The sequence below is a fragment of the Streptomyces sp. NPDC026062 genome (assembly GCF_055568375.1).
Window position 1 is genome coordinate 110,733 of record NZ_JBVHOQ010000003.1, and the last position, 17,468, is coordinate 128,200.

At 71.9% G+C, this 17,468-nt stretch carries 12 protein-coding genes; 5 read left to right on the forward strand and 7 right to left on the reverse strand.

Annotated elements, in window-relative coordinates:
• The first annotated feature begins 44 nt into the window (after positions 1 to 44).
• Positions 45 to 872 (forward strand): DsbA family protein, encoded by an 828-nt coding sequence (locus tag ACZ4LX_RS03700; RefSeq protein ID WP_467635110.1) that lies wholly within the window; start codon positions 45 to 47, stop codon positions 870 to 872.
• A 99-nt stretch (positions 873 to 971) separates the two neighbouring features.
• Positions 972 to 1,964: a prolipoprotein diacylglyceryl transferase gene (gene lgt / locus ACZ4LX_RS03705; RefSeq protein WP_467635113.1), complete on the forward strand. Its 993-nt coding sequence runs from the start codon at positions 972 to 974 to the stop codon at positions 1,962 to 1,964.
• 183 nt (positions 1,965 to 2,147) lie between these two features.
• Here lgt and ACZ4LX_RS03710 read toward each other — a convergent pair whose 3' ends face one another.
• Genes ACZ4LX_RS03710 through ACZ4LX_RS03740 form a run of 7 tightly spaced genes read right to left on the reverse strand, consistent with a single transcriptional unit; the run spans position 2,148 to position 10,027 of the window.
• Positions 2,148 to 2,960 carry an HpcH/HpaI aldolase/citrate lyase family protein gene (locus ACZ4LX_RS03710; protein ID WP_467635117.1) on the reverse strand — a complete coding sequence of 271 codons (813 nt, stop codon included), beginning with the start codon at positions 2,958 to 2,960 and terminating at the stop codon, positions 2,148 to 2,150.
• Positions 2,957 to 4,156 carry a CaiB/BaiF CoA transferase family protein gene (locus ACZ4LX_RS03715; RefSeq protein WP_467635120.1) on the reverse strand — a complete coding sequence of 400 codons (1,200 nt, stop codon included), beginning with the start codon at positions 4,154 to 4,156 and terminating at the stop codon, positions 2,957 to 2,959. Before ACZ4LX_RS03715 ends, ACZ4LX_RS03710 begins: the two co-directional genes overlap by 4 nt.
• Entirely contained in the window at positions 4,153 to 5,037 is an 885-nt protein-coding gene (rbsK, locus tag ACZ4LX_RS03720; RefSeq protein WP_467635123.1) for a ribokinase, read from the reverse strand. The genes ACZ4LX_RS03715 and rbsK overlap by 4 nt, the downstream gene beginning before the upstream one ends.
• The gene (locus ACZ4LX_RS03725; protein WP_467635126.1) at positions 5,034 to 6,416 is read right to left on the reverse strand and encodes an ADP-ribosylglycohydrolase family protein; all 1,383 of its coding nucleotides are present in this window, start codon (positions 6,414 to 6,416) and stop codon (positions 5,034 to 5,036) included. Before ACZ4LX_RS03725 ends, rbsK begins: the two co-directional genes overlap by 4 nt.
• The gene (locus ACZ4LX_RS03730; protein WP_467635129.1) at positions 6,413 to 7,615 is read right to left on the reverse strand and encodes an ADP-ribosylglycohydrolase family protein; all 1,203 of its coding nucleotides are present in this window, start codon (positions 7,613 to 7,615) and stop codon (positions 6,413 to 6,415) included. Before ACZ4LX_RS03730 ends, ACZ4LX_RS03725 begins: the two co-directional genes overlap by 4 nt.
• Positions 7,542 to 8,894, reverse strand: a complete 1,353-nt coding sequence (locus ACZ4LX_RS03735; protein ID WP_467635132.1) for an ADP-ribosylglycohydrolase family protein — start codon at positions 8,892 to 8,894, stop codon at positions 7,542 to 7,544. Before ACZ4LX_RS03735 ends, ACZ4LX_RS03730 begins: the two co-directional genes overlap by 74 nt.
• Positions 8,891 to 10,027, reverse strand: a complete 1,137-nt coding sequence (locus ACZ4LX_RS03740; RefSeq protein ID WP_467635136.1) for an ADP-ribosylglycohydrolase family protein — start codon at positions 10,025 to 10,027, stop codon at positions 8,891 to 8,893. The genes ACZ4LX_RS03735 and ACZ4LX_RS03740 overlap by 4 nt, the downstream gene beginning before the upstream one ends.
• A 266-nt stretch (positions 10,028 to 10,293) precedes the next feature.
• Between ACZ4LX_RS03740 and ACZ4LX_RS03745 the strand changes: the two genes are divergently transcribed.
• From ACZ4LX_RS03745 to ACZ4LX_RS03755, 3 genes are all read left to right on the forward strand, one after another.
• On the forward strand, positions 10,294 to 11,028 hold the full coding sequence (locus ACZ4LX_RS03745; protein WP_467635139.1) for a VIT1/CCC1 transporter family protein: 735 nt from the start codon (positions 10,294 to 10,296) through the stop codon (positions 11,026 to 11,028).
• Between the two features lie 415 nt (positions 11,029 to 11,443).
• The gene (gene gltB, locus ACZ4LX_RS03750; RefSeq protein ID WP_467635142.1) at positions 11,444 to 16,003 is read left to right on the forward strand and encodes a glutamate synthase large subunit; all 4,560 of its coding nucleotides are present in this window, start codon (positions 11,444 to 11,446) and stop codon (positions 16,001 to 16,003) included.
• Positions 15,996 to 17,456, forward strand: coding sequence for a glutamate synthase subunit beta (locus ACZ4LX_RS03755; protein WP_467635145.1), 1,461 nt, complete (start codon positions 15,996 to 15,998; stop codon positions 17,454 to 17,456). Before gltB ends, ACZ4LX_RS03755 begins: the two co-directional genes overlap by 8 nt.
• Positions 17,457 to 17,468: the final 12 nt, after the last annotated feature.

The window sequence follows — 17,468 nt, forward strand, 5'->3', positions numbered from 1 at the left end:
ACCGGGGAGGCACGCGAGTGCCTCCCCGGTTCGTTGCTGCGGGTGTGAGCGAGAAGAACCAAGAGGGAAAAAGGGCCGCGCGAGACCGGCTGATCCAGCAGCGCGAACAGGAGAAGGCGCATGAGCGCCGACGCCGCACGCTGATCGTCTCCGCGGCCGTGGTGGGGGTGCTGGGACTGGCCGCCGTCGTCGGCGTGATCGCCGCGAACACCGGCGGCAAGAGCGACCAGGCCAAGCCGTCCGGCCCCGCCGTCGCGCCGTCCGGAGCGACCGGCAAGGACAGCCTGACCATTCCGGTGGGAGCGGACGACGCCCCGTCCACGCTCACGATCTGGGAGGACTTCCGCTGCCCGGTCTGCGCCCAGTTCGAGAACGCCTTCCGGGACACGATCCACCAGATGGAGCAGAGCGGGCAGCTCAAGGTCGAATACCACTTCGCCACCCTGATCGACGGGAATTTCGGCGGCAGCGGCTCGCTCAAGGCGGCCAACGCGGCGGCCTGCGCCCAGGACGCCGGCAAGTTCCCCGCCTACCACGACGTCCTGTACAGCAATCAGCCGAAGGAGACCGACGACGCCTTCGGTGACAACGGCAAGCTGATCGAGCTGTCGAAGAAGGTCGACGGGCTCGACACGCCCACGTTCCGCAGCTGTGTGGAGGACGGCGCGCACGACACCTGGGTGGAGAAGTCCAACACCGCCTTCGAGAAGGGCGGCTTCCAGGGCACACCGACGGCGCTGCTCAACGGCGAGTCGATCTTCCCGAAGAAGGGTGACGAGCCCATCACCGTGGCGAACCTGAAGAAGTGGGTCGCCGAGGCCAACAAGGGCAAGGAGCCGGGCACCGTCACACCGGCCCCGTCCGGCTCCTGAGCGCCGTGCAACCGGGGTAATCCATGACCGGCTCGTTACCCAGACGTTGTCGGGCGGGTTGCCGTACGCCCCGCCCGGCAGGGTAGCGTCGACGATGCCATGAATCTTGCCTACATTCCCAGCCCGTCGACCGGCGTGATCGATCTCGGACCGATCCCGCTTCGCGGCTACGCGTTCTGCATCATCATCGGTGTCTTCGTCGCCGTCTGGTTCGGCAACAAGCGCTGGGTCGCCCGAGGCGGCAGCGTCGGCACTGTTGCCGACATCGCCGTCTGGGCGGTGCCCTTCGGCCTGGTCGGAGGCAGGCTCTACCACGTCATCACCGACTATCAGCTGTACTTCAGCGACGGTGAGAACTGGGTCGACGCCTTCAAGATCTGGCAGGGCGGCCTCGGCATCTGGGGTGCGATCGCGCTCGGCGCGGTCGGTGCCTGGATCGGCTGCCGCCGCCGGGGGATCCCGCTGCCCGCCTGGGCCGACGCGCTCGCACCCGGCATCGCCCTGGCCCAGGCCTGCGGCCGCTGGGGCAACTGGTTCAACCAGGAGCTGTACGGCCGGGCGACCGACGTCCCCTGGGCGCTGAAGATCAGCGAGGGCCCCAACCGGGTCGCCGGCACCTACCACCCGACCTTCCTGTACGAGTCGCTGTGGTGCGTGGGCGTCGCCCTCCTGGTGATCTGGGCGGACCGCCGCTTCAAGCTCGGGCACGGGCGGGCGTTCGCGCTGTACGTCGCGGCGTACTGCGCGGGCCGCGCCTGGATCGAGTACATGCGTGTCGACGAGGCCCACCACATCCTGGGCCTGCGGCTGAACGTGTGGACCGCGCTGATCGTGTTCGTGCTGGCGGTGGCGTACATCGTGATCTCGGCGAAGGTACGGCCGGGGCGCGAGGAGATCGTCGAGCCCGGGGCCGTCGATGCCACCGGTGCCGAGGACGGGGAGCCCGTCGAGGACGGCGAGACCGGCGAGGCCGGCGGCACGGAGTCCACTGACGCGAAGGCCGTCGAGAACCGGTCCGAGGCCGACACCGGCCCCGACGAGGACGAGGACGCGCCGAAGTCGAACGGTGAGGCGGAGACGGCCAAGGGCTGACGCCGACACCGACGCACACGAAGACAAGGGGCCGCCGGACGATCCGGCGGCCCCTTGCCATGTCCGGGGGACGGGGACGGGGGACTGGGATGCGGTGAGCAGTTCGCGGTGGCCGGGCGCCGCCCACTCACGCCTGCCCGGCCACCGCGAACTGCCTACCGCGTCCCGCTCACCGCGCCCCGCTCACCGCGTCCGCCCGGCCAGGGCCAGCGTGCGATGGGCCTGGGCCACCACCGCCGCGTCGACGAAGCGGCCGTCCGGCAGGGCGAGGGCACCCGTCTGGGCGCCGGCCGCCTCGATGATTTCCTGCGCGGCCTCGACCTCCTGCTGGGTCGGCCGGAACGCCCTTTCGATCACCGGGAGCTGCCGGGGATGGATCGCGGCCCGGCCGAGGAATCCGAGCGCACGCCCATGGGCGCAGGACGTCCACAGTCCGTCCAGGTCCCGGACGTCCGGGAACACCGACTGGGTGGGCGGGGCCAGCCCCGCCGCCCGGGCGGCGACCACCACTCTGCTGCGCGACCAGTCGAGCCCCGCGTCCTCCCGTACCCCCAGATCCGCCCGGAGATCCGCTTCGCCGAGGGCGAGGGAACGCACCTGCGGATGGGCGGTGGCCACCGAGTACGCGTGCTCGATGCCGAGGGCCGACTCCAGCAGCGGGCAGAGCGCGATCCCCGGGGCCAGCGCCGCGATGTGGTGCACGGACGCGGCATGCGTGATCTTCGGCAGCCGCAGCCCCGCCAGACCCGGCAGCCCGGCCAGGGCCAGCACGTCCGCCTCGTCGTTGACCCGGACATGGACCGGCGTCGCGCCGGGGGGCGGCGGAGCGGAAAGGAGTTCGGCGGAGGCCGATCGCGCGTACTCCTTGCGGTCGGGGGCGACGGCGTCCTCCAGGTCGACGATCACCGCGTCCGCCCCCGATTCCCGTGCCTTGCGCACCACGTCCGGCCGGTCCCCGGGGGCGTACAGCCAGGTCAGTGGGGTGTCGGTGGTCACAGGACACGCTCCGTCCGCAGCGCCGCGATCTCCGCGCCGCTCAGCCCGATCCCGGTGAGGATCTCCTCCGTGTCGGCCCCGTGCGGCCGCCCCGCCCAGCGGACCGCACCCGGAGTACCGGACAGCCGGAAGAGGACGTTCTGCATCCGCAGCGGGCCCAGCTCCGGGTCGTCCACCTCGGTGATGGAATCCAGGGCCCGGTACTGCGGGTCCTCCATCACGTCACGGATGTCGTGGATGGGCGCGATGGCGGCCTCCGCCTTCTCGAACGCCGAGAGCGCGTCGTCCCGGGTGTGCCGCGCGATCCAGTTGCCGACCGCCTCGTCGAGCTCGTCGCTGTGCTCGGCCCGGGTGGAGCCGGCGGCGAACCAGGGCTCGTCGATCAGCTCCGCCCGGCCCACCAGACGCATCACACGCTCGGCGACGGACTGCGCCGAGGTGGAGACGGCCACCCACTGCCCGTCCGAGGTGCGGTAGGTGTTGCGCGGGGCGTTGTTGCGCGAGCGGTTGCCGGTGCGTGGCTGGACGTATCCCAGCTGGTCGTACCAGAGCGGCTGCGGGCCGAGCACGGTCAGCATCGGTTCGATGATCGCCATGTCGACGACCTGGCCGACGCCCGTGCGGTCCCGGCCCGCCAGCGCGGCCATCACGGCGAACGAGGTGGCGAGTGCCGCGATCGAGTCGGCGAGGCCGAACGGCGGCAGCGTCGGAGGGCCGTCCGGTTCCCCGGTGATCGCCGCGAACCCGCTCATCGCCTCCGCGAGCGTGCCGAAGCCGGGCCGGTGCGCGTACGGGCCGAACTGGCCGAAGCCCGTGACCCGCACCAGCACCAGCCGGGGGTTGACGGCGTGCAGTTCCTCCGGCCCGAGCCCCCACCGCTCCAGCGTGCCCGGCCGGAAGTTCTCGATGATCACATCGGTGCCGGCGGCCAACCGGAGCAGCAGCTCCCGTCCGTCCGGACAGGACAGGTCGAGGGTCAGATTGCGCTTGTTGCGGCCGAGCAGCTTCCACCACAGGCCGACCCCGTCCTTCGCGGGGCCGTGCCCCCGGGACGGATCGGGCCGGACCGGATGCTCGACCTTGATCACGTCGGCACCGAAGTCGCCCAGCATCGTGGCGCACAGGGGGCCCGCGAACAAGGTGGCGAGATCGATGACCCGCAGCCCGGTCAGGGGCGGCGTCCCCGGCGCGCTCACGCGGCGTCGATTTCGCTGCGGTACGGCATCGAGATCGACGCGCCTGGCCTCTGTACGCAGAGTGCGGCGGCCGACGAGGCCCAGGCGATGGCCTTCGGCACCGGCTGTCCCTCGCCCAGTGCCACGGCGAGCGTGCCGGCGAAGGTGTCCCCGGCCCCGGTGGTGTCGACGGTGGTCACCTCGGGGGCGGGGAAGTGCACGGTCCGGCTGCCCCGGGCGGCGTACAGACAGCCCTTCGAGCCGAGCGTGATGACGAGCGCGGGCACCTGGCCGAGCAGGATCTCGGCCGCCGCGTTCGGTTCGGCGTGCCCGGAGAGTTCGGCCGCCTCGTGCTCATTGGCGATCAGCAGATCGACGCAGTCGAGGAGTTCGGCGGGCAGTTGCTGGACGGGGGACGGGGTGAGGACCGTCCGCACCCCCTGGGCATGGCCGGCCCGCGCCCCCTCGATCACGGCGGACATCGGCAGTTCCAGCTGGAGCAGCAGCAGATCGGCTTCGGCGATCGCGGCGATCTCGCCCGGACCGAGCGCGGTGACGGTGCCGTTGGCGCCCGGGATGACGACGATCGCGTTCGATCCCCTGCCGTCGACCACGATGTGCGCGGTGCCGCTGGGCCCTTCCGCGGTGTGCAGCAGATCGGTGTCGACACCCGAGTGCTCCAGGTTCTCCCGCATCCGCAGTCCGTACTCGTCGTCGCCCACCGCACCGATCATCATCACGTCACCGCCCGCGCGGGCGGCGGCGACTGCCTGATTGGCGCCCTTGCCGCCGGGAATGGTGCGGAACTCCCGCCCGGTGACGGTCTCCCCGCGCTCCGGAGCCCGGTCGACGTAGGCCACAAGATCCATATTGGTGCTGCCGAGCACCGCGACTTTGGTCATGGGCGGAGTGCCTCCTCGTGGGTGAGCCGGTGCGTCAGATCGGCGAGGGTGTCGAAGCCGACCGAGTCGAAACCGGTGACGGATGTGGCGAGACGGTTCTTCAGCGGGGTGATCCACCGGTCGGGCAGCGCGTCCGGCCGTCCGGCCAGCAGACCGGCGAGCGAACCGGCGGTCGCCCCGTTGGAGTCGGTGTCCCAGCCGCCCGACACCGCACGGCAGATGGAGCCGGTGAAGTCGCCGTCGGCATGGGTGAGTGCGGCGGCGAGCAGAGCCGCGTTGGGCAGTACATGCACCCAGTGGTACCTGCCGTACGCCGCGTGCAGCCGGTCGACGACCTTATCGAAGCAGTTCTCCTCGCGGGCCGTGGCGATTCCGTCGCGTACGGCCTGTGCGAACCGTGAGCCGGGGGGAACCACGCGCAGGCCGGCGGCGAGGCACCCGTGCACGTCGGCCTCGCCCCCGGCCGCCTCGGCCAGTGCCGCCGCGGTGAACATCGCGCCGTACACCCCGTTCCCGGTGTGGGTGAGGACCGCGTCGCGGTGGGCCTGTTCGGCGGCCGATGCCGGGTCGCCGGGATGGGTCCAGCCGTGCACGTCGGCGCGGATCTGCGCCCCGATCCACTCCCGGAACGGATTGCGGTGGCGTGCGGTGTCCGGCGGTTCGAGGCCGTCGAGCAGATTGCGGTACGCGATCCGTTCGGCGGTGAACGTCCGGCCCGCCGGAAGCTCCTCCAGCCAGAGCCGGGCCAGATCCGCGGTGGTGAACGACTTTCCGTACCGCTGAAGCAACAGCACGGTGAGCAGCGGGTGGTTGAGGTCGTCGTCCTCGGGCATCCCGTCGATGTTCTCGGCCAGTGAGGTGGGCGCGGAACGGCGGTTCCAGGGATAGGTGGCCGCCAGTGCCGAGGGCAGTCCGCGGGCGGTGAACCAGCTGCTCAGCGGCCAGTTCCCGGTGGCGCGGGCCAGGGCACGGATGCCCTCCAGCGGCAGCTTCTCGACCGGTTTGCCCAGCAGACAGCCCGCCGCGCGGCCCAGCCACGCCGCGTGCAGCCGTTCGCGGTCCACGGCGGACGGCTCCGTGCGGGGCTGCGGCCAGTGCGGGCAGGCGTCCCGGACCGCGTCGAGACCGGTCGGTTCCGCCTCGGCCAACGGCCAGTCCAGCAGGGCGAGTTCGTCCAGCAGGTGCCCGGCGACCGTGCGCAGCCCGGGAGGGGCCACCGGGACCGAGGCGCCCGCGCGGTCCGGGGCGGGCGAGCCGCCGGCCTCGTACCACCGGCGCGCGATGTCCCGGGCGTCCCGCCCGTCCTCGGCAGCCTGCCGCAGCTCGTGCCCGACGAGGTCCTCGGGCTGGACCCAGGTGACCCGCAGCGTCGCGGTCACGGCCGGCCCGCCAGCGTGGCGAAGGCGGCCTCGTGGGCGCGGCGGCGGGCCGTGTCGTGTGCGAACACCTCGCGGGCAACCTCGGTCAGGGCACGGGCCGGGGCGTGCAGATCGAGCCGGCTGGCCTCGCCGACCGTCGCCGCCCAGTCGGCCGGGATCGCCCGCTCGCCGTGCAGCGCGCCCGCGATCGCCCCGCTCATCGTGGCGATCGAGTCGCAGTCCCGTCCGTAGTTGACCGAACCGATGACCGCCCGCCGGTAGTCCCCGTCCGCGACCAGCAACATCCCGAGCGCGACGGGAAGTTCCTCGATGGAGTGCAGCCGGGACGGGCGGCGGGCGCCGAGCGAGGGGGTGCGGTAGTCGGGGCCGACGGTGTCGAAGGGGGCGACGGCCTCCCGCAGCGGGGCGATCGCCGATGCGCAGTCCCGGTGGCGGGCGGCCGTTTCGCAGACCGCCCGGATCGCGGCCCGGGTGCCGTCCTTGGCCAGCGACAGACAGGTCTCGACGACGTCGGCGGGCGTCGCCCCCGGCACACAGGCAGCGGCGACGGCGGCCGCGAACACTCCGGCCGCCTCCCTCCCGTACGACGACTGATGGGCGCCCGCGACATCCAGCGCCTCGGCGTACGCGGCCCGCGGATGGGCCGCGTTCACCAGACCGACCGGTGCCATGTACATCGCCGCACCGCAGTTGACGATGTTCCCCGAGCCCGCCTCGCGCGGGTCGACATGGCCGTAGTGCAGCCGGGCGACGATCCACTTCTCGGCGAGGAAGATCCGCTGGAGCGGCAGTGCCTCGGCCTCCAGCTCCGGAATCCAGCGAGGGCTGGAGATCAGCTCGGGCACCAGGTGATCGGCGACGGAGTACGCGTCGAGATGGCCGCGCACCTTCCCGTACACGCGCACCAGCGCATGGGTCATCAAGGTGTCGTCGGTGACATGCCCGTCGCCCTTGTGGTACGGCGCGACGGGGCGGGCGGTGCGCCAGTCGTCGCCGGCCCAGGGGCCGACGACACCGGTGACCGGCCCGCCGTGTCGCGCCACGATCTGTTCGGGGGAGTAGCCCTCGACCGGACCGCCGAGCGCGTCGCCGACCGCCGCGCCGACGAGCGCGCCCGCGATCCGTTCATCGAGGGTGGGCGCCGCGGACGTCGTGGGGGGTGCGGACCTCGTGGGCACCGGAGGTGCTGTGGATGTCATGTCCGAATTGTCCACCCGGGGGTGCTGGTTCCGTGTCTGCCAGCAGCCCGGCGAGTTCGATCAGATCCGTGCCCGCGAAACGGGGCAGCGCGCACCCGGCCAGGGTGCGGCACGCCTCGCGCCAGCCGGCCGGCACGGCACTGACCGAACCCAGCGCCCCGGTGAGCGCCCCGGCCAGCGCGGGGGCCGAGTCGGCGACCCGGGAGAGGCAGGCCGCCGACGGCACGGCCTGCGCGATGTCACCGCGCGCGGCGGTGGCCAGGGCGAGCGCGACGGGGACCGTCTCGGCGGCGGCGATCCCGTAGCTGTAGACATGGTCGACGATCTGATGCTCCAGCACCGGCACGAGGGCGAACGCGCCGGCCCTCTCACCGGCGAAGTCACGGGCGATACGGACCGCGTGGGCGGCGTTGCGGGCGATCTCGGTGCCCTCGGGGAGCTGGGCGAGCGCGGCGTTCACCGCGGTGTCCACGTCCGCGCCGCCGAGGGCTTCCGCGATCGCGGCGGCCGTCGCCCGCGCTCCGTGCACTCCGTCGCCGTCCTGGGTGTAGCGGGCGTCGAACTCCGCGAGGTCCGCCGCCGCCCCGGGATCGCCGGGGTGCACGACGGCCAGCACGGCGGCCCGCACGCACGCCGCGTCGTCGAAGTAGTGCGGGTTGTCGTGGCCGGTGGCGGGCGGGCGCAGACCGGCGGCGAGGTTGCCGAGCCCGGCCCGGACCGAGATCCGCGCCCGCAGCGGCAGCACCGCCGACTCGACCTCGGGAGCCCGGGCGGCGGCCGCGGCGACCTCGGCGGCCAGGGCGTTCCACGCGGCGTCCACCGCGGCCCGCATCCGCCGCCCCGGGGCCAGGCCCTGGAGCGCGCCCGCAGCCGATGTGAGCACGGTCCCGGCGGCGAAGGCCGCCCATTCGGCGTCGTCGGACGGGCCGAGCCGCAGGGGTTCGGGCGGCTGGTTCAGCGCGATGGGGACGGGCAGCGTCGTCGTCGCGTTCTGCTCGGCGAAGGTGTCGAGCTCGCGGGTCAGGCGCCGGGTCCACTCCGGCATCCGGGCCGCCCGGTGCCGCGCGGCCGGCCATCCGGCGGCGTCCCCGGCGGCCAGCCCGAGCAGCAGCCCCTCGATGCGGGCCCGGCGGGGGGTGCGCGGCCGGGCGGCTCCGGGGCCGGCCTCCGTGCGCGCGGCCTCGCGCGGCCGCTCCTCACCGCGGAGTTCGGGTGCCTCCCCGGGGTGCGTCCGGGCGTCCGGGTACGCGGTGCGGGGGGTGTCCCCGGCCGTGGTCATCGTGCCACCGCCGTTCCGGGGGCGTCGCACAGCAGGGGGGCCGGGCCGGGCGGCCCCCCTTGCTCCTCCGTCTCGTCCGGTGTCAGCAGCTCCGCGATGTCCAGGACGTGGTAGCCGCGCATCGACGGCAGGCAACTGCCGCGGACCGGGCCGATCGCGTCCGCCCAGGCGCGCGGGATGGCGGACGCCCCGTGCAGCGCACCGGCCAGGGCGCCCGCCACCGCGGCGGTCGTGTCGGCGTCGCGGCCCATGTTGACCGCCATCAGCACCGCCGTACGGAAGTCCCCGCGCGCCGCCGCGAACGCCCCGAAGGCCAGGCCCACCGCCTCGGGAGCCAGGTCCGTCCACGGGTAGCCGCCGATGACGACGGCCGAACGCACCGCCCGCTCCCTGGTGAGCCGGTCGGGATACGGGTGCCGGGCCGCCGTCACCGCCCGGCGCAGCGAGCGCGCCGTCCATGAGTCCATCGGCACGGCGGAGAGCGCGGCGGCGATCACGGAGGTGACCCCGGCCCCCGTCATCGCGGCCGCCACCCCGGCCGCCACCGCCTGGCCGCCGTAGATGCCCTCGCCGTCATGGCTGACCCGGCCGTCCACCGCGACCAGCCTGGCCGCCTCCCCGGGCCGGCCCGCCGCGAAGACCCCGAAGGGTGCGGCCCGCATCGCCAGACCGTCGCTCCAGGCGTGCCGGTGCTGGGCGGAGATCGGGGCGGCCAGCCCCCGGCGCAGGTTCTCCAGCGTCCCCCGCTCGCTGAACCCGGCGCCCCGGAACGGCCCCTCGTCCAGATCGGCGATCCACAGATGCCAGGCCCGCTCGACATGGGTGACGGTCAGCGCCGATCCGTGCCGGGCCAGCAGCAGCCCGGAGAAGATCGCGTACTCCGTGTCGTCCGTGCCCGCCGGGTCGTCGCTCACGAAGCCCTCGATCCGGCCCCAGCGGCGGCGGATCTCGGAGGGCCGCATGTTCTCCGCCGGGGCGCCCAGCGCATCACCGACCGCGAGGCCCAGCAGTGCGCCCCTGGCCCGGTCACCGAGGCCGCCCGGTGGAGCGGCGGCCGGGCCGGTGGCCCCGCCCGACGCCGCCCGCGCGTCGTCCGCCCGCGGCCCTGCCGGATTTCCTGCGGTCAGCTCCATCGCCTCGACCCTTCGCTCACAGCGAGCCCGTACTCGTCCCTGTGTGGGATCTGTGCCACGCGGAGCAACGACAAAGGCCGATTATCGCCACAAAAGGGCCACTCGGATGACAGCCTTCGCACAGCAAGGCAAGGCGTACCTATGTGATTACGGAGGGTGGTAAGTACGGCCTGCCTTGCTGGCGGGGGCCATTTTTCGTGCGTACTTTCGATGATGTTGAGCGGGGCGGAGTGACTGCGAACCGCTACCGGAGTGAGGGGAGAGCTGTGTCCATCATCGAGACCGACGCCGTACTGCACGAGGCGCACCGGGACAACCACACCCACCGTGATGTGAACGGTGGCTGGCTGCGCCCGGCGGTGTTCGGTGCCATGGACGGGCTCGTCTCGAACCTCGCCCTGATGACCGGCGTCGCGGGCGGCGCGGTCTCGCACCGCACGATCGTGATCACCGGCCTGGCCGGCCTGGCCGCGGGCGCCTTCTCCATGGCGGCCGGTGAGTACACCTCCGTCGCCTCGCAGCGCGAGCTCGTCGAGGCCGAGCTCGACATCGAGCGACGGGAGCTGCGCAAGCACCCCAAGGACGAGGAACGGGAGCTCGCCGCACTCTACGAGTCCCGCGGCGTCGACAGCGGCCTGGCCCGCGAGGTCGCCCGGCAGCTGTCGCGCGACCCCGAGCAGGCCCTGGAGATCCACGCCCGCGAGGAGCTCGGCATCGACCCGGGCGACCTGCCGTCCCCCCTCGTCGCCGCGGTGTCCTCGTTCGGCGCCTTCGCGCTGGGTGCGCTGCTGCCCGTACTGCCCTACCTGCTCGGCGCGGACGCGATGTGGCCCGCCGTGCTGCTCGCCCTGGCCGGGCTCTTCGGCTGCGGTGCGGTGGTCGCCCGGGTCACGGCCCGCAGCTGGTGGTTCAGCGGGCTGCGCCAGCTGGCGCTCGGCGGTGCGGCGGCCGCGATCACCTACGGTCTGGGCGCGCTGTTCGGGGTCGCCGTCGGAGGCTGAGCCCCGATCCGGTACGGTCCACGGCCACGCACACCCGCGGTGTGCGTGGCCGTAACACGTGCGCCATCTGTGTGACGTACGTCCTGACCACCGCCACTGGGCGGATCGGCCGTACGCGACGTAAAATGAGACTCTATGCAGGGCTACACATAAGTAGTCATTACCCGGCGGTTTCGTTTCCTTTGCCGCCGGGCATGAGCCGTAGACACCGCAGGCAACGACGCCTGCTCTCTGCGGTATCCCGGGCGCCGATCCTCCGACTGCGACCCACTTCACCGTCACGACGGTGTCCGTATGTTGGAACGAGCTATCCGCTTTTTGAGAAGCGTCCCATCATGTAATCTGCACGAAATTTCGCAGAGGGCCAACGTCGTCCCTCGGCACTGAAAATGCCACGACGACGACGGGAGAGCCGATGCGCACCGACGCCTGGTCGCCCATGGACGGTCGCCCCGCCCCGCAGGGGATGTACGACCCCCGCAACGAGCATGACGCCTGTGGTGTCGGGTTCGTAGCCACTCTGACCGGTGTGGCCGGCCACGAGCTGGTCGAGCAGGCGCTGACCGTGCTGCGCAACCTCGAACACCGAGGCGCCACCGGATCCGAGCCCGACTCCGGTGACGGCGCCGGAATCCTGCTCCAGGTCCCGGACGCCTTCCTGCGTGAAGAGGTCCCCTTCGAGCTCCCCGAAGCCGGTGCCTACGCCGTCGGCATCGCCTTCCTGCCCGCGGACGACGCCACCGAGGCCGTCCGCAGCCTCGAGAAGATCGCCGCCGAGGAAGGCCTCAGGGTCCTCGGCTGGCGCGAGGTCCCGGTCACCCCCGGCATCCTCGGCAACGGCGCCCGCGCCGTCATGCCCGAGTTCCGCCAGCTCTTCGTCGCGGACGGCGAGAGCACCGGCATCGTCCTGGACCGCAAGGCCTTCGTGCTGCGCAAGCGCGCCGAGCGTGAGACCGGGGTCTACTTCCCGTCGCTCTCCGCCCGCACGATCGTCTACAAGGGCATGCTCACCACCGGGCAGCTGGAGCCGTTCTTCCCGGACCTCTCCGACCGCCGCTTCGCCACCACGGTCGCCCTGGTCCACTCCCGCTTCTCCACCAACACCTTCCCGAGCTGGCCGCTCGCCCACCCGTACCGCTTCGTCGCGCACAACGGCGAGATCAACACGGTCAAGGGCAACCGCAACTGGATGAAGGCCCGCGAGTCCCAGCTCGCCTCCAGCCTCTTCGGTACGGCGCAGCTCGACCGGATCTTCCCCGTCTGCACCCCGGACGCCTCCGACTCGGCCGCCTTCGACGAGGTCCTGGAGCTGCTCCACCTCGGCGGCCGTTCGCTGCCGCACTCGGTCCTGATGATGGTCCCCGAGGCGTGGGAGAACCACGACTCGATGGACCCGGCCCGCCGCGCCTTCTACCAGTACCACTCCACGATGATGGAGCCCTGGGACGGTCCGGCCTGCGTCACCTTCACCGACGGCACCCAGGTCGGCGCGGTCCTCGACCGCAACGGCCTGCGCCCCGGCCGTTACTGGGTCACCGACGACGGCCTCGTCGTGCTCTCCTCCGAGGTCGGCGTCCTGGACGTCGACCCCGCCAAGGTCGTCCGCAAGGGCCGCCTCCAGCCCGGCAAGATGTTCCTCGTCGACACCGCCGAGCGCCGCATCATCGAGGACGACGAGATCAAGGCGTCCCTCGCCGCCGAGAACCCGTACCAGGAGTGGCTGGAGACCGGCGAGATCGAGCTGGAGGACCTCCCCGAGCGGGAGCACATCGTGCACACGCACGCCTCCGTCACCCGCCGTCAGCAGACCTTCGGCTACACCGAGGAAGAACTCCGCGTCATCCTCGCGCCGATGGCCCGCACCTCCGGCGAGCCGCTCGGCTCCATGGGCACCGACTCGCCGATCGCCGCGCTCTCCGCGCGCCCCCGGCTGCTCTTCGACTACTTCACCCAGCTGTTCGCGCAGGTCACCAACCCGCCGCTGGACGCCATCCGCGAGGAGCTCGTCACCTCGCTGCGCTCCTCGCTGGGCCCCGCCGGCAACCTGCTGGAGCCGACCGCCGCGTCCTGTCGCAGCGTCACCCTGCCCTTCCCGGTGATCGACAACGACGAGCTGGCCAAGCTCATCCACATCAACGCCGACGGCGACATGCCGGGCATGAAGGCCGCCACGCTCTCCGGCCTCTACCGGGTGAACGGCGGCGGCGACGCGCTGGCCGCGCGGATCGAGGAGATCTGCACCGAGGTCGACGCCGCCATCGAGGACGGCGCCCGCCTCATCGTCCTGTCCGACCGGCACTCGGACGCCGAGCACGCCCCGATCCCGTCGCTGCTGCTCACCTCCGCCGTCCACCACCACCTCATCCGCACCAAGCAGCGCACCCAGGTGGGCCTGCTGGTCGAGGCCGGTGACGTCCGCGAGGTCCACCACGTCGCGCTGCTGATCGGCTACGGCGCCGCCGCGGTCAACCCCTACCTGGCCATGGAGTCCGTCGAGGACCTCGTCCGGGCCGGCACCTTCATCGAGGGCATCGAGGCCGAACAGGCCATCCGCAACCTCATCTACGCCCTGGGCAAGGGCGTCCTGAAGGTCATGTCCAAGATGGGCATCTCCACCGTCGCCTCCTACCGGGGCGCCCAGGTCTTCGAGGCCGTCGGCCTCGACGAGGAGTTCGTCGCCCAGTACTTCAACGGCACCGCCACCAAGATCGGCGGCGCCGGACTCGACGTCGTCGCCAAGGAGGTCGCCGCCCGGCACGCCAAGGGCTACCCCGCCTCCGGCATCTCCGCCTCGCACCGCGCGCTGGAGATCGGCGGCGAGTACCAGTGGCGCCGCGAGGGCGAGCCGCACCTGTTCGACCCGGAGACGGTCTTCCGCCTCCAGCACGCCACCCGCAACCGCCGGTACGACATCTTCAAGAAGTACACGGACCGGGTGAACGAGCAGTCCGAGCGCCTGATGACGCTCCGCGGACTCTTCGGCTTCGCGTCCGGCCGTGAGGCGATCGACATCGACGAGGTCGAGCCTGTCTCCGACATCGTCAAGCGCTTCTCCACCGGCGCCATGTCGTACGGCTCGATCTCCCGCGAGGCACACGAGACCCTTGCCATCGCCATGAACCAGCTGGGCGGCAAGTCCAACACCGGCGAGGGCGGCGAGGACGCCGACCGGCTCTACGACCCGGCGCGCCGCTCGTCCATCAAGCAGGTCGCCTCCGGCCGCTTCGGTGTCACCAGCGAGTACCTGGTCAACGCGGACGACATCCAGATCAAGATGGCGCAGGGCGCCAAGCCCGGCGAGGGCGGCCAGCTGCCCGGCCACAAGGTCTACCCGTGGGTCGCCAAGACCCGGCACTCCACCCCGGGCGTCGGCCTGATCTCCCCGCCGCCGCACCACGACATCTACTCCATCGAGGACCTGGCTCAGCTGATCCACGACCTCAAGAACGCCAACCCGGCGGCCCGCATCCACGTGAAGCTGGTCTCCGAGGTCGGTGTCGGAACGGTCGCCGCCGGTGTCTCCAAGGCCCACGCGGACGTCGTCCTCATCTCCGGCCACGACGGCGGAACGGGCGCCTCCCCGCTCACCTCCCTGAAGCACGCGGGCGGCCCCTGGGAGCTCGGCCTCGCCGAGACCCAGCAGACCCTGCTGCTCAACGGCCTGCGCGACCGCATCGTCGTGCAGACCGACGGCCAGCTCAAGACCGGCCGCGACGTCGTCATCGCCGCACTGCTGGGCGCCGAGGAGTTCGGTTTCGCGACCGCGCCGCTCGTCGTCTCCGGCTGCGTCATGATGCGCGTCTGCCACCTCGACACCTGCCCGGTCGGCATCGCCACCCAGAACCCGGTCCTGCGCGACCGCTTCTCCGGCAAGGCCGAGTACATCGTCAACTTCTTCGAGTTCATCGCCGAGGAAGTCCGCGAGATCCTCGCCGAACTCGGCTTCCGTACGATCGAGGAGGCCGTCGGCCACGCCGAACTCCTGGACACCGACCGCGCCGTCACGCACTGGAAGGCCCAGGGCCTCGACCTCGCCCCGCTGTTCCACGTCCCCGAACTGGCCGACGGCGCAGTCCGCCACCAGATCGCCGAGCAGGACCACGGACTGGCCAAGGCCCTCGACAACGAGCTCATCAGGCTCGCCGCCGACGCCCTGAGCGCCGATAGCGCCGAGGCCGCCCTGCCGGTCCGCGCCCAGGTCGCGATCCGCAACATCAACCGGACCGTCGGCACCATGCTCGGCCACGAGGTCACGAAGAAGTTCGGCGGTGCGGGCCTGCCCCAGGACACCATCGACATCACCTTCACCGGCTCCGCGGGCCAGTCCTTCGGCGCGTTCCTGCCCAGCGGAATCACGCTGCGCCTGGAGGGCGACGCCAACGACTACGTCGGCAAGGGCCTCTCCGGCGGCCGCGTCGTCGTCCGCCCGGACCGGGGCGCCGACCACCTCGCCGAGTACTCCACCATCGCGGGCAACACCATCGCCTACGGTGCCACCGGCGGCGAACTGTTCCTGCGCGGCCGCACCGGTGAGCGGTTCTGCGTCCGCAACTCCGGCGCCACGGTCGTCTCGGAAGGCGTGGGCGACCACGGCTGCGAGTACATGACCGGCGGACACGCCGTCGTCCTCGGCGAGACCGGACGCAACTTCGCGGCCGGCATGTCGGGCGGTGTCGCCTACGTCATCGACCTGAACCGCGACAACGTCAACGTCGGGAACCTCGGCGCGGTCGAGGAACTCTCCGACACCGACGGGCAGTGGCTGCACGACGTGGTGCGCCGCCATCAGGAGGAGACCGGATCCACGGTCGCCGAGAAGCTTCTCGCCGAGTGGGACACCGCCGTGGCCCGCTTCAGCAAGATCATCCCGTCCACCTACAAGGCAGTGCTCGCCGCCAAGGACGCCGCTGAGCTCGCCGGTCTCTCCGAGCAGGAGACCACCGAGAAGATGATGGAGGCGGCGACCCATGGCTGACCCCAAGGGCTTCCTGACCACCGGCCGCGAGGTCGCCGAGACCCGCCCCGTCGGTGAGCGCGTCAAGGACTGGAACGAGGTCTACGTTCCGGGCTCGCTGCTGCCGATCATCAGCAAGCAGGCCGGCCGCTGCATGGACTGCGGCATCCCGTTCTGCCACCAGGGCTGTCCGCTCGGAAACCTCATCCCCGAGTGGAACGACTACGCCTACCGCGAGGACTGGACCGCCGCGTCCGAGCGCCTGCACGCCACGAACAACTTCCCGGAGTTCACCGGGCGGCTCTGCCCGGCCCCGTGCGAGTCGGCGTGTGTGCTCGGCATCAACCAGCCGGCCGTCACCATCAAGAACGTCGAAGTCTCCATCATCGACCAGGCATGGGACCGGGGCGACGTCACCCCGCAGCCGCCCGAGCGCCTCTCCGGCAAGACCGTGGCCGTCATCGGCTCCGGCCCGGCCGGACTCGCCGCCGCCCAGCAGCTGACCCGGGCCGGTCACACCGTCGCCGTCTACGAGCGCGCGGACCGCATCGGGGGACTCCTCCGGTACGGCATCCCCGAGTTCAAGATGGAGAAGTCGCACATCAACCGCCGCATCGAGCAGATGCGCGCGGAGGGCACCAAGTTCCGCACCGAGATCGAGATCGGCAAGGACATCGACGCCGCGAAGCTGCGGCGCCGCTACGACGCCGTCGTCATCGCCGCCGGCGCCACCGTCTCCCGCGATCTGCCCGTCCCGGGCCGTGAACTGAACGGCGTGCACTTCGCGATGGAGTACCTGCCCCTCGCCAACAAGGTGCAGGAGGGCGACCTGACGGTCTCCCCGATCACCGCCGAGGGCAAGCACGTCGTCGTCATCGGCGGCGGCGACACCGGCGCCGACTGCGTCGGCACCGCCCACCGCCAGGGCGCGCTCTCCGTCACGCAGCTGGAGATCATGCCCCGGCCCGGCGAGGACCGGAACGCCAACCAGCCCTGGCCGACCTTCCCCATGCTCTACAAGGTCACCTCCGCGCACGAGGAGGGCGGCGAGCGGGTCTACTCCGTCTCGACCACCCACTTCGAGGGCGACGAGGACGGCAACGTCCAGGCCCTCCACCTCGTCGAGGTCGAGTTCAAGGACGGTAAGCTGGAGCAGAAGCCCGGCACCGAGCGGACGATCCCCGCACAGCTGGTCACCCTCGCGATGGGCTTCACCGGCACGGACCAGGCCAACGGACTGGTCCAGCAGTTCGGTCTGGAGCTCGACGCGCGGGGCAACATCGCCCGTGACAACGACTACGCCACCAACGTCGGCGGAGTGTTCGTCGCCGGAGACGCGGGCCGAGGCCAGTCCCTCATCGTGTGGGCCATCGCCGAGGGCCGCTCCGCGGCACGCGGCGTGGACCGCTTCCTGACCGGAGCCAGCGCACTGCCGGCCCCGATCCGCCCGACGGACCGTTCCCTGATGGTCTGATCACGGCACACC

Coding starts and splice junctions, on each gene's coding strand:
- ACZ4LX_RS03735 (WP_467635132.1), bottom strand. CDS start 8,894: ATGACCACGGCCGGGGACACCCCCCGCACCGCGTACCCGGACGCCCGG.
- gltB (WP_467635142.1), top strand. CDS start 11,444: ATGCGCACCGACGCCTGGTCGCCCATGGACGGTCGCCCCGCCCCGCAG.
- ACZ4LX_RS03740 (WP_467635136.1), bottom strand. CDS start 10,027: ATGGAGCTGACCGCAGGAAATCCGGCAGGGCCGCGGGCGGACGACGCG.
- rbsK (WP_467635123.1), bottom strand. CDS start 5,037: ATGACCAAAGTCGCGGTGCTCGGCAGCACCAATATGGATCTTGTGGCC.
- lgt (WP_467635113.1), top strand. CDS start 972: ATGAATCTTGCCTACATTCCCAGCCCGTCGACCGGCGTGATCGATCTC.
- ACZ4LX_RS03755 (WP_467635145.1), top strand. CDS start 15,996: ATGGCTGACCCCAAGGGCTTCCTGACCACCGGCCGCGAGGTCGCCGAG.
- ACZ4LX_RS03730 (WP_467635129.1), bottom strand. CDS start 7,615: ATGACATCCACAGCACCTCCGGTGCCCACGAGGTCCGCACCCCCCACG.